Source organism: Quyinboa mangrovi (genome assembly GCF_042219825.1).
Taxonomy (GTDB): Bacteria; Bacteroidota; Bacteroidia; order Bacteroidales; family UBA5342; genus JBHJHP01.
Genome location: NZ_JBHJHQ010000001.1, coordinates 532,704 through 548,083, shown reverse-complemented (window position 1 = coordinate 548,083; position 15,380 = coordinate 532,704). Strand labels below are relative to the sequence as shown.

At 37.4% G+C, this 15,380-nt stretch carries 12 protein-coding genes; 6 read left to right on the top strand and 6 right to left on the bottom strand.

Translation table 11 applies throughout. The features are described from left to right. Nucleotides 1-17 precede the first annotated feature (17 nt). Both ACE1ET_RS02350 and guaA read right to left on the bottom strand, forming a co-directional pair. Nucleotides 18-437: a helix-turn-helix transcriptional regulator gene (locus ACE1ET_RS02350; protein ID WP_375726750.1), complete on the bottom strand. Its 420-nt coding sequence runs from the start codon at nt 435-437 to the stop codon at nt 18-20. 1,134 nt (nt 438-1,571) lie between these two features. After that, nucleotides 1,572-3,104, bottom strand: coding sequence for a glutamine-hydrolyzing GMP synthase (guaA, locus tag ACE1ET_RS02345; RefSeq protein WP_375726749.1), 1,533 nt, complete (start codon nt 3,102-3,104; stop codon nt 1,572-1,574). A gap of 158 nt (nt 3,105-3,262) precedes the next feature. Between guaA and amrB the strand changes: the two genes are divergently transcribed. Then, entirely contained in the window at nt 3,263-4,702 is a 1,440-nt protein-coding gene (gene amrB / locus ACE1ET_RS02340; RefSeq protein ID WP_375726748.1) for an AmmeMemoRadiSam system protein B, read from the top strand. On the opposite strand, the gene ACE1ET_RS02335 is transcribed toward amrB, so the two are convergent. From ACE1ET_RS02335 to ACE1ET_RS02320, 4 genes are all read right to left on the bottom strand, one after another. Further along, complete coding sequence (locus ACE1ET_RS02335) at nt 4,692-5,273, bottom strand: hypothetical protein (protein WP_375726747.1); 582 nt, start codon at nt 5,271-5,273, stop codon at nt 4,692-4,694. The two genes, amrB and ACE1ET_RS02335, sit on opposite strands and share 11 nt — an antisense overlap. Nucleotides 5,274-5,463: 190 nt before the next feature. Continuing rightward, nucleotides 5,464-6,375 (bottom strand): tRNA (adenosine(37)-N6)-dimethylallyltransferase MiaA, encoded by a 912-nt coding sequence (miaA, locus tag ACE1ET_RS02330; RefSeq protein WP_375726746.1) that lies wholly within the window; start codon nt 6,373-6,375, stop codon nt 5,464-5,466. Nucleotides 6,376-6,378: 3 nt separating this feature from the next. Further along, a complete protein-coding gene (locus ACE1ET_RS02325; RefSeq protein WP_375726745.1) occupies nt 6,379-6,915 on the bottom strand; it encodes an IS1096 element passenger TnpR family protein in 537 nt (178 codons plus the stop codon). Between the two features lie 119 nt (nt 6,916-7,034). Then, on the bottom strand, nt 7,035-9,614 hold the full coding sequence (locus ACE1ET_RS02320) for an adenosylcobalamin-dependent ribonucleoside-diphosphate reductase (protein WP_375726744.1): 2,580 nt from the start codon (nt 9,612-9,614) through the stop codon (nt 7,035-7,037). Between the two features lie 398 nt (nt 9,615-10,012). Between ACE1ET_RS02320 and miaB the strand changes: the two genes are divergently transcribed. Genes miaB through metF form a run of 5 tightly spaced genes read left to right on the top strand, consistent with a single transcriptional unit; the run spans nt 10,013 to nt 15,358 of the window. After that, nucleotides 10,013-11,365, top strand: a complete 1,353-nt coding sequence (gene miaB / locus ACE1ET_RS02315) for a tRNA (N6-isopentenyl adenosine(37)-C2)-methylthiotransferase MiaB (protein WP_375726743.1) — start codon at nt 10,013-10,015, stop codon at nt 11,363-11,365. Nucleotides 11,366-11,411: 46 nt separating this feature from the next. After that, nucleotides 11,412-12,236 carry a peptidylprolyl isomerase gene (locus tag ACE1ET_RS02310; protein ID WP_375726742.1) on the top strand — a complete coding sequence of 275 codons (825 nt, stop codon included), beginning with the start codon at nt 11,412-11,414 and terminating at the stop codon, nt 12,234-12,236. A gap of 2 nt (nt 12,237-12,238) precedes the next feature. After that, nucleotides 12,239-13,042: a peptidylprolyl isomerase gene (locus tag ACE1ET_RS02305; RefSeq protein ID WP_375726741.1), complete on the top strand. Its 804-nt coding sequence runs from the start codon at nt 12,239-12,241 to the stop codon at nt 13,040-13,042. Then, entirely contained in the window at nt 13,043-14,338 is a 1,296-nt protein-coding gene (locus ACE1ET_RS02300) for a peptidylprolyl isomerase (RefSeq protein ID WP_375726740.1), read from the top strand. Nucleotides 14,339-14,395: 57 nt separating this feature from the next. Further along, nucleotides 14,396-15,358: a methylenetetrahydrofolate reductase [NAD(P)H] gene (gene metF / locus ACE1ET_RS02295; protein ID WP_375726739.1), complete on the top strand. Its 963-nt coding sequence runs from the start codon at nt 14,396-14,398 to the stop codon at nt 15,356-15,358. Nucleotides 15,359-15,380: the final 22 nt, after the last annotated feature.

Sequence of the window (15,380 nt, the reverse complement as noted above, 5' to 3'; positions counted from 1 at the left end):
AAAATGAAGACAAGAGACTATTCCAAATGCTTATCCAGCACAAATTCATCCATGCTGAAATCATCATAAATCACAACAATTTTTTTGATGCGTTTTGATGCATCCTTTTCCATTGCGATTCTATTTTCCCGTAAAGGCTTGTTCTGAGGAGCAGAGGTGTGTTCCTGTGTATTAAACAAGTTTACTCCATTATCTGCTTTATCGGTCTGAACCGAATGAATCGCTTCGTTTTTATACATCGGGCCTGATCCTGACAGCAACCAGTCTCCACTAATATCAGGAAAGGTATTTATAATCTTCTGGAGGAAATCCAGGCTGGGTTTGTTCCTGCCAGCCAAAATATGAGATATATTTGATCGCTGAACCTCAATCATATCAGCGAATTTAGAAGGCGTAAGTCCCTCTTTTTCTATTAATTCTGCTATTCTGTCCTTCATATTAACGTTAAATGCTGACGATATTCAGTTTAAACCGGGACCTTACACGTAAAAAAGACCGGTTTTTGATGTTTACATATTACACTTTTCAAAATTACAAAACTAGTTACATATCTAAAATTCTATTTACTAACATTCAATTCACAAAAGACAACAGGTAACATTTGTAATTCAATCATTGAATTTAAAGTTGTAAACACTATTTACATATTTATTATATTACAAATGTATACACGACTAAATGCCAAAGGTTGTATTACAGGAGGAAACTCCTACTCTTATTTGCAACAGCAAACAATGATTACGACTATTAACCTCAATAAAAGGGATTATATAATGATTTTGTGATATTAAATATCTTGAGTAGGGGCCTGTAAACAATATTTACAACTATAAAATTATGTTTATTTACAGTTATTTATTCAATTAATATCTAATATAACTTTATATAAATTATATAATAATTTGGTAATAAGTACTATAAGTAATGAATTATGTTGGAATAGAAATAGTTTAACTTTGATCTAATATAAATCAATTATAATCGGTATTATAACTTGAATTAAATATATTATATAACTGATTAATTGGTAATTATATTAAATAATGGGATGATTCCTGACAATGTTAAGTGTTTACATATTAGAATTTCATTGCAATTTACTTCTCTAAACGATATTAATTTATATCTGTAATCAAATAAATATAAATGCCATATGTAATAAATTTTATTTGATAATTCACATTAATAAATTCAAATTTACATTTTACATCTGTAATTTTGTCAGATTTGTAATTTTACACATGCTCTCCACTCCTATAAATGCAATAAGTTATAAACCGGCGTAAAATAATCTATCGTATTTGTTTATATCCAAGCTTATTTGATCCTGTTAATAAGAATTGACTAAAAAAATTAAAATCAGCAATCGGGCTTCCTACTCAAACAAACAATATTTTTAAAATTCAGCGCTTTACCCTATCCCTTATTCGGTCGAAAGGCAAATACTGAATTCTCAGAGGCTTAAAATCAGTATTATATGCATATAATAATCTTAATACCAGTGAATTATGCATAAAAAAATGCCTTAGCTATATATGAACAATTAAGGCGTCTTCTGTATTTTTATATGTTTATTCCCACTCAATTGTGGCAGGTGGTTTGGAACTGATATCGTAAACCACCCGGTTTATTCCACGCACTTTATTAATAATGTCATTCGATACTTTTGCAAGAAAATCATATGGAAGATGTACCCAGTCTGCCGTCATACCATCAGTGGAAGAAACAGCACGGAGCGCCACCACATTTTCGTAGGTACGCTCATCTCCCATTACGCCTACCGACTGTACCGGCAATAACATCACACCTGCCTGCCAAACCTCATCATATAAATTCCACTCCCTCAGTCCGTTGATAAAAATTGCATCAGCTTCCTGCAGTATCCTGACCTTCTCCGGTGTTACATCACTTAAAATTCTGATTCCAAGTCCCGGCCCCGGGAACGGATGGCGTCCCAGCAATTCCTGCTTGATGCCCAGTGCTTTACCTACCCGGCGTACTTCATCTTTAAACAGAAGATTCAACGGCTCCACTACTTTCAGCTTCATGAAATCCGGTAATCCACCTACATTATGATGCGACTTGATCGTAGCCGATGGGCCGTTGACAGACACAGACTCAATCACATCAGGATAAATTGTTCCTTGTCCCAGCCATTTTACATCCTTTATTTTATGCGCTTCATCATCGAATACTTCGATGAAATCACGACCGATTATCTTACGTTTTTGTTCCGGCTCAGTCACTCCTGCAAGATCGTCTATAAATTTCGCCGAAGCATCTACGCCAATCACGTTCAGTCCCATACCTTTATAGGTATCCAACACATCATGAAACTCATTTTTGCGCAATAATCCGTTATCCACAAAAATACAGGTCAGATTTTTGCCAATGGCTTTATGCAAAAGCGTTGCAGCAACAGAGGAATCCACACCACCCGATAAGCCCAAAACCACTTTATCATCTCCCAGTTTTTCTTTCAACTCATTTACTGTAGTTTCAATAAACGATGCCGGAGTCCAGTCCTGTTTACATCCACATATATCCACTACATAATTTTTAAGCAGCTTTATGCCTTCTGTTGTATGGTAAACCTCAGGATGAAACTGAATAGCATACGTTTCCTCTCCCTGAATATGGTATGCAGCATTAACCACATCATGCGTACTTGCAATGACCTCAAAGTTTTCAGGTAGCCTTTGAATGGTATCACCGTGAGACATCCAGACCTGTGTATCCGGTGTCATATCTCTCAGCAAATCAGAGTACTGACTAATAAATGACAATCTTGCCCTTCCGTATTCCCGCGAATCAGAGGCTTCAACACTACCACCGGAATTCTGGGCCAGATACTGTGCTCCATAACAAATACCGAGCAAAGGTAAATGTCCTTTAATGCTTGTTAAATCCGGGAAAGGAGCATTTTCATCCCTTACCGAATATGGACTGCCGGAAAGAACCACGCCCTTAACTGTTTCATCCATAAGCTCCTGAGCTTTATGATATGGATGAATCTCACAATACACATTGAGTTCACGAATTCTACGGCCGATCAGCTGCGTGTACTGTGAACCAAAATCCAAAATCAAAATTTTTTCCTGCATACCTCTTTGAAATACTGAAAATTATGGCGCAAAGATAATACAAAGCAACTCTCCTTCAAACCCATTTTTTTAACACCTTTTCATAAATGTTACTTTCTCTGTTTGAAGCATTTTGCGTAAATTTATCAGACTCAATACAATGACTTAAGTTTGAGCCCATGTATAATTTTAAAAAAAATAATCTGCAAATTCTGGAAAACGACAGGAGACCTGTAGTTGCCGGTAAATTTTATCCTTCTTCTGCCAGCGAGTTGAAAAGGGATTTGGAATCGATCTTTTCAGAAAGCCCCTCATATCACATAGAAGAGCCATTACGCGCACTAATTGTACCACATGCAGGCTATATCTTTTCGGGTCATGTGGCCGGATCAGCCTATAAAGCACTTAAAAAATTTGATGCTCCCGTTAATATCTTTCTTATTGGCAGCAGTCATAGCATGAATTTTGGCGGAGCAAGTATCTATAATAAAGGTGATTATGTAACTCCTTTGGGTAAGGTAAAAGTCAATAAGGAACTGGCAAACCAGCTCTTTAAAACGAACGAGAATATTACCTACTTCCCCGATGCGCATAAAAGCGAACATACACTGGAAGTTCAGTTGCCGTTTTTGCAAATGCTTTACGGTGATGACCTGCAAATTGTTCCAATTATTATTGGTACAAAAAATAAATCCATCATCAAATCAATTGCCAATACTTTAAAACATTATCTAAAAAGCGAAAATCTGTTTATTGTTAGCAGTGATTTCAGCCATTATCCATCCTATCACGATGCAACGCTGTCGGATGGATTAATAGCCAAATCAATTATCAGCAATGATCCCGAGGTATTTCTGAAAACAAAGGAAAAAGTTGAGGATATGCAATATGATAACCTGGTTACCACCATTTGCGGTTCAAGCGCAATTTTGACTTTGCTCTATATGACAGAAAAAAGCAATTTTCATTATAAATTATTTGAATATAAAAATTCCGGTGATCATGTATATTTCGGAGATAAAACAAGAGTTGTAGGCTACTGGAGCATTGGGATTACAAAGCCAAGAGAAGTTTTTCATATCAACTCCGATGAGCGGAGTTCTCTATTACGCATTGCACATCGCACACTGGAAAAATACATTGGAAATCATAATATTGATCCGCTTGAAGATATAGATCTTACATCTGCTATGATGGCACCTGTTGGTGCTTTTGTATCCGTTTATTCCAACGGCAAACTTCGCGGTTGCATAGGAAGGTTCAACCCGGATTATCCCTTGTACAAAATTGTTCAGAAAATGTCTGTAGCTGCAGCAACTGCTGATAACCGGTTTTCACCGGTTCACCGGGATGAATTATCAGATTTGGAAATCGAAATTTCTGTGTTGACACCACTGGACAAGGTTCATGATATAAAGGAAATAAAGCTTGGTAAACACGGTATTTATATCAGGCAGGATAATAAAGCCGGAACTTTACTGCCACAGGTTGCTACGAAAAATAACTGGACACTGGAAGAATTTTTAGGCCGTTGCTCCAGAGACAAAGCAGGCATAGGTTGGGACGGATGGAGAAGAGCCGAAATTTTTAAATACGAAGCGATAATTTTTAAGGGCTGATTTTAAACTGCTTCAGATAATTCTTTGCCGGTTCAGAGATCAGACTGAATCCGTATTCATCTGCACTGTAAGCCTTCTGAACCAGCCTGTTGGATTCAAATAATTTTTCTTCAAAATTGTATCCTTTGTATGAATTATGTATATACAGTGTATCCAGCAGTATTTTATCATCCACCAGATTTCCGGTTAAAAAACCTACAATTTCAAAATTATCATATATCAGACGAAGTTCGGAGTCAATATTTTTATAATTAAAATACGGATAATAATGTTCTATATCGGTTTTGAACCTATCCATAAATTTTTGAACTAAGGGATCATGCCAATCTTCCTTTTTAAGATGGAGATGAAGATTTTTGTTATTCAGTTTCACCAGGTACCAGATATTAACTACTACCAGAAAAGCGTTCATCAATAGTACCGGCCATGAATCAATCAATGCGCCATATACCGTAAAAACAAATGCACCGGACATATTAATCCAGCGAAGTTTTTTCACTGAAGACATTAAAAGACTAAGTGCTACCAAAGCAGATGCAAGGTAACCGATCCATTCCTGCCAATTGTTCATCAGGCTGCCTTAACTTTCATAGGTTTACAAACTTTGTCTTCCTTTTTAGCCTGTCGTCCACACTTTTTACACTCGTATTTTGGATTCTCAGGTATCTTTTTCGAATATTCCTTATCAGATAATTTACACCTTTTGTTTCCCATTTTTACTAATTATATTCACAACCAGAACAACTTAATAAACATTCTGTTTAATGCTTTAATATCTTTTGTTGGATATGTTCTGCTATTTCTTTGGTAGTTAGCGGCGAAAACCATGTTGTTTCGTCATCCTTCTTAAACCAGGTTAACTGTTTTTTTGCATATCGTCTGGAATTCCGCTGAATCAGTTCCACTGCCCGTTCAAGGGAAATTTTTTCATCGAGGAATTCAAATATCTCCTTGTATCCAACTGTATTCAGGGCATTCTCATTTCTGTATTTTTCAAGTGATCTTACCTCTTCCACCAGGCCATCATCTATCATTTTATACACTCTTTGATTGATCCGGTTATATAAATCACTGCGTGGTAAATCCAGTCCGATTTTTATCATATTGAACGGCCGGTCCTTGACTTGTTTTGTTCTGAACTCTGAAAATGGTTTTCCGGTAGTTAGACATATTTCAAGTGCATGTATGATCCGAACCGGATTTTTAAGATCTGCCTCTTTATAGTACACTGGATCCAATTTTTTTAGCTGCATACGTAAGCCTTCAATCTCGCCACGTTCGTGTGACGCATACAGTGCTTTACGTATTTCAGGATCAACATCCGGCATCAGGTCAATGCCTTTGGTTACTGCATCTACATATAACATGCTGCCGCCACATAAAATCGCCACGTCAGTTGTTTTGTACAGATCATCCAGTAAAGCCAGAACATCGTGTTCATATGTACTGGCATTGTAATACTGTTCCGGTTCAAGAAACTGTAAAAAATGATGCTTTGCCTGTTGAAGTTCTGCCGCAGTTGGTGCCGCAGTTCCGATGGTCATGTATTTGTAAAACTGCCTTGAATCGGCAGAAATTACATCACATCCAAAATGTTTGGCCAATTCAATACTTACACCTGTTTTTCCAACAGCAGTTGGGCCGGTAAGGATGATAAGGTTTTTATCGGGCATCAACTAAAAATATTCTTCATAGGAATCCGAGTCGAGATCTTCGAAACGAATATCGTTAAATTCATCGTCAAACTCATCGTCTTCCTCTGTCAGACCAAGTAAGGATGATACTTCATCCAAACCAATATCATCCAAAAGAATCTGCTCAGGAGGCTCACCCTCCGACTTTATCAGTGCAGGTTGGGCAATGGTTCTATTTTCACTTATTGAAAGTAATTCAATAAAGAAACCACGGTTTGAGAAAAAATCAAACTGGTAAATCAGTCTGTCTTTTTTGTTCATTAAAATATCCTGAAGTTTTACATCCTGCATAATCAGTTCCTCATCACCACTACGTCTGTCCATTTTAATGAGGGTAATCTCCTGTCCTTTGTCCCACTCATCATCTGACACAAAAAACGATGCAATCTGGCTGGTATCATAACCAACACTTTCCTGAATAGCTTCATGTAAATCAAGAAATGTAGCATCGCTATTGATGAGAATTTCACGAACAAAATCCTCTCTTTCTCCGGATAAAATTAAAAAGTGATATAGCATGTTGTCGTCCCCTGTTTTATAACTTCAAATTTAAAGAAAAACCTATGGACAATCCAAAAAGTTTATAAAAAAGGCACCTCAAAATTGAAGTGCCTTGTAAATATCTGTATCTCAGTTGATCAACCACATTTAGAATTTCCACAGGAAGTACAGATCAGACACCCCTCCTGATAGATCAAAGAATCACTGTTACAGTTCTGGCAATGTTTCCCGTGAGCTTTGGTCCCGTCAGGAATATATTTCTTAAGGGCACGTTCAACACCGTTTTTCCATGTATTGATGGATTCACTATCCAGATCCAGTCCCTGTATAAGTTTGGCGGCCAGATTAATTGGCATACCATAACGCAACACACCTGAAATTAATTTTGCATAGTTCCAGAATTCAGGGTCAAATTTGCAGCTCAGTCCCTCGATGGTTATTTTAAAACCACGACGATGAACATACTGAAAGTCGTAACGCTTATGACCTTCTTCATCCACATTCTTAATAATTTTACCTTTTGTAACCCATTTGGGTAGCAAAATTCCGTCTTCGTCATCTGCAAGACCGGTAAAAATTTCATAGGGTCTTCCGTCCAGTAAACCAACGAAAGCAATCCATTTTTCCTTGTTATTCTGAAAACGAACCACATCAGTTTCCAGTTCTTTCGGACGTTCTTCAATCACCCGTACTGAATCTTCGCCGGCGACAGTGGCATCTTTTTTATCTTTATCTGATACCAAAACACCTGAACGTGATCCGTCTCTGTAAACTGTCACACCCTTACAGCCTGACTTCCAGGCTTCAATGTACAATTCACCAACAAGTTCCTCTTTCACATCTTCTGGCAGATTGATGGTTACACTTATGGAATGATCCACCCACTTCTGTATTCTTCCCTGCATTTTCACTTTCTGAACCCAATCCACATCATTTGAAGTTGCCTTGTAATAAGGTGATTTAGCAACAATCTCATCCAATTCTTCGTTGCTGTACTTTTTTGAAGTGTCATACCCGTTCACCTTCATCCAGTCGAGGAATTTATGATGGTATACAGAAAATTCTTCCCATGAATCTCCCACCTCATCCACAAAGTCCACTTTAATACCGGGATCATTCGGATTAACCTTTCTGCGACGGGTATAATACGGCAGGAATACCGGTTCAATGCCTGATGTTGTCTGAGTCATGAGGCTGGTTGTTCCGGTTGGAGCAATGGTAAGACAAGCGATATTACGACGTCCGTATTGTTGCATCTCTTCCAGCAGAGTTGGATCAGCATCAGCCAATCTGTTTATGAACGGATTATTTTTTTCACGTTTGGCATCAAATATCGGGAACTGACCACGATCCTTTGCCAGATAAACTGATGAACGATAAGCTTCAACCGCAATGGTTCTATGAACTTTTACAGAAAAATCTGTAGCTTCCTCCGTTCCGTAGCGGTATCCTAAACCTGCCAGCATGTCGCCTTCTGCAGTTATGCCAACACCGGTTCTCCTGCCCTGTAATGTTTTATTGCGTATGTTTTCCCACAGATTGCGTTCAACGCGTTTAACCTCAGCTGATTCAGGATCCAGATCAATTTTTTCAATGATTTTATTAATCTTTTCAATCTCCAGATCAATAATATCATCCATCATACGCTGAGCATATGCAACATGTTTTTTGAACAAACCAAAATTAAATGTTGCATTTGGCGTGAATGGATTTTCCACATAAGAAAACAGGTTGATCGCCAACAGACGACAACTGTCATACGGACATAATGGTATCTCGCCACATGGATTCGTGGAAACAGTTCTGTAACCTAAATCAGCGTAACAATCCGGTACAGATTCATTAATCACATTATCCCAAAACAATATTCCCGGTTCTGCTGATTTCCATGCGTTATGAACAATCTTTTTCCACAGTTTCTGTGAATCTATTTCCTTGGTTACTGTTGGATTATTTGTAGCAATTGGATATTGTTGTTTATAGGGATTTCCATTTTCAACAGACTGCATAAAAGCATCATCAATTTTTACGGAAACATTTGCACCCGTTACTTTTCCCTGCTCCATTTTTGCATCAATAAAATCTTCAGCATCAGGATGTTGAATTGACACACTCAACATCAAAGCACCACGTCTGCCATCCTGGGCTACTTCTCTGGTTGAATTAGAAAAGCGTTCCATAAACGGAACCAAACCGGTAGAAGTTAAAGCAGAGTTTTTAACAGGCGAACCTTTTGGACGTATATGAGAAAGATCGTGACCTACACCACCACGTCTTTTCATAAGTTGCACCTGCTCCTGATCAATCTTCATAATACCACCGTATGAGTCAGCATTATCTTCATTTCCGATCACAAAACAGTTGGATAATGATGCAATCTGAAAAGGATTGCCGATGCCTGACATAGGGCTTCCCTGTGGAACAATGTATTTAAATTCTTTTATCAGATCAAACACATCCGTTTCGCTTAACGGATTCGGATATCTTTGTTCTATTCTGGCAATTTCAGATGCCAGCCTTCTATGCATGTCGTTGGGAGTTTTCTCATAGATCTTTCCATGTGAATCTTTTAATGCATATTTATTAACCCATACGCGTGCAGCAAGCTCGTCCCCTTTAAAATAGATTTTAGAAGCTTCAAAGGCTTCTTCAAATGTGTAAGTTTGAGTATCCTGCTGTTTAGCGTCATTTATTAGAACAACATTTTTTACGTCCATCAGTCCTTTTTTTTGCTAAAGATTTATTTTCAATTAGTTATTATACTTCAATTTTTAGAAGAGACAGTCTGCAAGTTAATAACGAATAAAACGCAACAGAAGAATATTGATCCGTAATTATTAACAAAGTTTTTACAGAAAGATTGTTAATTGCAAAACACTTAATACTAATTATTTAAATACCAAACACAGATAGAACTGATAATATTTGTTAATATAATTATGTTTTTTTTAGAAAAGTTTTTTCTGCCCTACAACAGAAAACTTTCCTTATTTAGAATCGTTCTATTGCAAGTACGGTTTATTTTCAAATAAATTTATGAAATATAATGCTTTTTTAAAGCCTTTAATTTTCTTAAACAAAGAGTCCTAGTAATTTTGCAAAAAAAATTGATTTAATGCAGGGACAAGGGAATAAAAAGCTTTTTATTGAAACCTATGGGTGTCAGATGAATCTTGCGGACAGTGAGGTTGTAGCAACCGTAATGAAAATGGATCATTACGATATTACTAAAAATATTAATGAAGCCGATGCTATTTTTATCAACACCTGTTCTATCAGGGATAATGCAGAACAAAAGGTTTTGAACAGGCTCGATTATTTTAATTCGCTCAGAAAATCAAAACCCAATCTTATTGTTGGGGTCTTGGGTTGTATGGCGGAACGAACTAAAGATGAACTTATAAAGGAGAAAGGTGTAAACCTTGTTGTGGGTCCCGATGCCTATCTTGACCTGCCTAATATGGTTGGTGCGGCAGAAACAGGAGAAAAAGCTATAAACGTTACACTTTCTACAAGTGAAACTTATAAAGAAATCATCCCGGAACGTATTGGGCCGTCAAGAATTTCAGGATTCGTTTCAATCATGCGGGGATGTAATAATTTTTGTACATATTGTATCGTACCCTATACAAGAGGACGGGAACGAAGCAGGGACACTCAAAGCATCATCCATGAAATTCAGGATCTGAAAGACAGAGGGTTTAAAGAAGTAACGCTTTTGGGTCAAAACGTAAATTCTTATAAGTTTTCTGACGATGATGAAAATGCAACTGATTTTACGGCACTTCTTGAGCTGATTGCCAATACATTTCCGGATATGAGGATACGTTTTACAACATCGCATCCTAAAGACATGAGTGATGAGACACTAATGGTTATTGCCCGCTACTCAAACATTTGCAACCATATTCATCTGCCAGTCCAGTCAGGAAGCTCAAAGGTTCTGAAGTTTATGAACCGTAAATACGACAGGGAATGGTATCTGCAAAGGATTTCTGCGATAAAAAAAATTATACCGGACTGCGGCATTAGTACCGATATTTTTTGTGGATTTCATAACGAAACGGATGAAGATCATAAAGATACACTTAGTTTAATGAAACAGGTAGAATTTGATGCTGCATTTATGTTCAAATATTCCGAAAGGCCCGGAACCTATGCAGCTAAAAATCTTGAAGACAACGTACCGGAAAAAATAAAAAAGCAGAGACTGGAGGAAATCATAGACCTTCAGACTCAATTATCTTTAAACAGTAATAAAAAAGATATAGGGAAAACTTTTGAAGTATTGGTTGAAGGTGTTTCCAAACGTTCCCGGGAGAAACTCTTTGGAAGAACGCAACAAAATAAAGTTGTGGTCTTTTCAAGGGAACAAAACAGGATTGGTGACCTGGTTCAGGTTACAATAAATGATGCAACTTCCGCAACATTACTGGGCGAACCTGTACATCAACATCATACCATATAATTTGATCAGCTAGGTAATTCTCTTATTTTTGTAAAAAACAAGCAAAATGAAAAAACTTTTAATTGCTTTGTTGACAGCTTTTGTTCTTTTTTATGCCTGTTCTGAAAAAGAAAAGGGTGACGAAAGAATTGCAGTTATAAAGACAGACCTGGGAAATATAAAAATCAAACTTTATAATGAAACGCCCCTCCACAGGGATAATTTTGTTAAACTGGTTAAAGACGGATTTTATAATGATCTTCTTTTTCACCGTGTTGCCAAAGGAATGATTATTCAGGGTGGTGATCCAAAGAGTAAAAATGCACCTGCAAATGTACAACTGGGGTCAGGTGGTCCGGGATATACCATTCCTGCAGAGATTATTTACACAAAATACTTTCATAAACGTGGCGCATTAGCAGCAGCCAGACAGAACGACAGAGTAAATCCTCTCAAGGAATCTTCCGGTTCACAGTTTTATATCGTGCAGGGTTCGGTTTACGATTCCACTCAACTGGTAAATATTGCGGTTAAAAAAAATGATCTTGAACGTAATAAATATTTTAATAAAATTGTTCCTAAATACAGGGATAGCATGAACACATTAATGTATTCTGACATGCCCGACAAACTTCTGGAATTACAGGATTCAATTATGGCAGAGACTAACCGGGCTTTTATAAAGAACAGCGGTATATTTTCATTTACACCGGAACAGGTAAAAACATATTCTACCGTCGGAGGAATTCCTTTTCTTGATAATGACTACACAGTGTTCGGAGAAGTCATTGATGGCATGGATGTTGTTGATTCCATTGCTGCCATGCAAACCAATCCGGCCACTCAGCGCCCTTTAGAAGACATTAAGTTTACCATTAAAATGCTGAATTAGACATGCAAAAAAAACTAATATTAATTCATGTTATATTTTTACTTTCCTTGACTGCCGCAAGTTCTCAGACGCATGAAGTTTTAATAAGTACGAATATGGGAAATATAAAAGTAATGCTGTACGATGGAACTCCCGAACATGCTAAAAACTTTATGCAGTTGGTAAATTCAGGGCACTTTGATGGCACATTGTTTTACAGGGTGATTAAAAATTTTATCATCCAGGGAGGTTCATTGGATTCAAGAAATGCCCCTCCCGGAAAGCACATCGGCTACGGCGTTTCAACGCGAATCATTAATTCAGAATTTAATCCTGAGTATTTTCATAAAAGAGGTGCACTTTGTGCCCCGAGGCAACCGGATGATATTAATGTATTTAAAAAATCGGATGTAAGTCAGTTTTACATTATTTCGGGAAGGAAATACACGAATGAAGAATTGGATATTCTTGAAAATAACCATAACAAACCCATCGAAATTGAATTAAAAAACAAATATTATGTTCCCCGTAAAGAGGAATTAGCCAGGCTTAAAACTACTGATCCAAAAGCTTTTAATGAATTGTTACGGGAAATAAAGAATAAGATCCAGGTAGAATATCTGTCATCAGATTTAAAACGATTTACCAAAGAACAGCGGGAAGTGTATACAACAATTGGTGGTGTTCCGGCTCTTGACGGAGAATACACTGTGTTTGGAGAAGTAATTGAAGGCATGGACGTAGTTGATAAAATTGCCAATTTGAAGACAGATAAAAATGATCGTCCTTTGCAGGATGTAAAAATGGACGTACGCGTATTAAAATAAATGAAGAACCTGCTATATATATTGGTTATAACTTTTCTGTTTTCGTGTGGCAACAGTAAGAAGAAACAGAATGAGCCAAAGAAAAGTAATTCTGCAGATGTTGAACAGTACAAGAAGAATTTTCTGGCTAACACCGAAATCATAACTTACGACCAGTATGCTTCAAAGGATCAGACCGGAAACGGAGTACAGGTAGGTGATAAGATCGTTGCCATCCCCTTTTCTTTATCAAGCAATGCCTATTCTGTCCGGATCATTTATAAAGGTTCAGATATAGAACCAATGGCCCGCGGTTACCTATGGTATGATATAACACAAAATATTTTACTTCTCAGGGTAAGTGGAAAACCGCATAAATTCCCTGAACTGTTATCTACCGATGTCCCAAAAGATCTGTACGGATTAAAGATAATTGACAGCAAACTGCGCAAATTCAACTGCCAGCGTGACTCTGCTGTAATAATTAAGAAGCTGAAAATGTATACGGTTAACAGCCCGTATGCCGATCCTGGAACAGCGCTTTTTACGGCTGATCACAAGCTTGCCGGTGTGATTACGACTGTCAGCAAAGATGGTACTGATCTGAAGGTAATTTATCCGGCTTATCGTCTGAAGGCCGTCACAGATACACTGAGTGACAGTTTTAAGGCCATATCCATACTAAGGTTTAAAACCGATAAAGTATATCCGAAACCGGAAGATGTAAAGAGTTTTATGGTGGAAACAACCATGGGAAATTTTGAAATTAAACTTTCAGATAAATTGCCCGAATATGAAAAGAACTTTATCCGTCTTTCCAGTGACGGTTACTACGACAGCCTTCTTATTCACAGGGTTCTGCATAATTTTCTTATTCAAACCGGAGCAGCCGATACCAGATATGCTAAAAAGGATGATCCGGTTGGATGGAAAGGTCCCGGATATACTTTACCCACGGAAATTATTCCGGGCCTGTATCACAAAAGAGGAGCTGTTGCAGCTTCAAAGTTGCCGGAATATAAAAACAAATACAACAGAACTGACGGATCACAGTTTTTTATTATTTCTGGCCGTGTGTTCACCAATGAGGAACTGAACGATATTGAACAGGCCAAACAGATAACATTTACTCCGGAACAGAGGAAAACCTATACAACTGTTGGAGGTGCACCTATATACGATGGAGATTTTACGGTATTTGGAGAAGTCATTAAAGGCATGAATGTGGTAGATTCCATTGCTGCTGTGGCCACAAATGACAAAGACAGGCCATTAAAAGATATCCGTATTAAAAAAATTCGGATCATTGAAAAATAGCCTGAGTTCCGTTTTTTTACTAATTTCGCGCTTCAAAACGGAACAAATCATTTATATATGAAGGTTATTGATCATATAAGAAAAGCTGAAGCTGAAAAACGAACCGCTTTTTCTTATGAAATTCTTCCTCCACTCAGGGGTAAAAATATTGACCGCTTATTCAAAAACATTGATGCACTGCAGGAATTTAATCCTATTTACATTAATATAACCACACACCGTAGTGAAACTGTATTTAAAGAGACTCCGGATGGTTTGTTTAAAAAGGTTACTGTACGTAGCAGACCCGGAACAATTGCCATTGCAGCGGCCATAAAAAGCCGTTATAATGTTAATGTGGTTCCTCATATGTTGTGTAGCGGTTTTACAAAAGAAGAAACAGAATATGCATTAATAGACCTGCAGTATCTTGGCATTTTCGATCTGCTGGTACTTAGAGGAGATAAAGCCAAACACGAGAAACAGTTTACACCATCTGTAGACGGACACTCACATGCGACAGAACTGCAACAGCAAATTAACGATTTCAATCATGGTATTCTGTGCGATGGATCAAAAACAGAAGCTTATGATCATAAATTTTCTTATGGAGTTGCAGGATATCCGGAAAAACACGAGGAAGCTCCCAATATGGATTCCGACATTCATTTTATGAAACAGAAAGTAGATAATGGTGCGGAATACATTGTGACTCAAATGTTTTTCGACAATACCAAGTATTTTGATTTTGTGGACAGATGCAGAAAAGAAGGAATTAACGTTCCAATTATTCCGGGATTAAAGCCAATTACGTTTAAGAGTCAGCTAACCGTACTACCTAAAATTTTTAAATCAGATATTCCACAGGAACTTGCCAGCGAACTTTTAAAATGTAAAACGGATGAAGAAGCTGCGGTGGTAGGTACAGAATGGACTATTAAGCAGTCCAGAGAACTTATTAAAGCCGGTGTTCCAAACATTCATTATTACACGTTAATGGCTACACAAAGCATAAAACAAATTGCGACCGAATTATTTTGAAATATCGGGATGAATCCATAAA

Bases quoted from the DNA above. Each gene is read 5' to 3' on its own strand.
- ACE1ET_RS02310 (WP_375726742.1), top strand. From the start codon at position 11,412: ATGAAAAAACTTTTAATTGCTTTGTTGACAGCTTTTGTTCTTTTTTAT.
- ACE1ET_RS02335 (WP_375726747.1), bottom strand. From the start codon at position 5,273: ATGAACAATTGGCAGGAATGGATCGGTTACCTTGCATCTGCTTTGGTA.
- ACE1ET_RS02320 (WP_375726744.1), bottom strand. From the start codon at position 9,614: ATGGACGTAAAAAATGTTGTTCTAATAAATGACGCTAAACAGCAGGAT.
- ACE1ET_RS02350 (WP_375726750.1), bottom strand. From the start codon at position 437: ATGAAGGACAGAATAGCAGAATTAATAGAAAAAGAGGGACTTACGCCT.
- miaA (WP_375726746.1), bottom strand. From the start codon at position 6,375: ATGCCCGATAAAAACCTTATCATCCTTACCGGCCCAACTGCTGTTGGA.
- ACE1ET_RS02325 (WP_375726745.1), bottom strand. From the start codon at position 6,915: ATGCTATATCACTTTTTAATTTTATCCGGAGAAAGAGAGGATTTTGTT.
- ACE1ET_RS02300 (WP_375726740.1), top strand. From the start codon at position 13,043: ATGAAGAACCTGCTATATATATTGGTTATAACTTTTCTGTTTTCGTGT.
- ACE1ET_RS02305 (WP_375726741.1), top strand. From the start codon at position 12,239: ATGCAAAAAAAACTAATATTAATTCATGTTATATTTTTACTTTCCTTG.
- miaB (WP_375726743.1), top strand. From the start codon at position 10,013: ATGCAGGGACAAGGGAATAAAAAGCTTTTTATTGAAACCTATGGGTGT.
- metF (WP_375726739.1), top strand. From the start codon at position 14,396: ATGAAGGTTATTGATCATATAAGAAAAGCTGAAGCTGAAAAACGAACC.
- guaA (WP_375726749.1), bottom strand. From the start codon at position 3,104: ATGCAGGAAAAAATTTTGATTTTGGATTTTGGTTCACAGTACACGCAG.
- amrB (WP_375726748.1), top strand. From the start codon at position 3,263: ATGTATAATTTTAAAAAAAATAATCTGCAAATTCTGGAAAACGACAGG.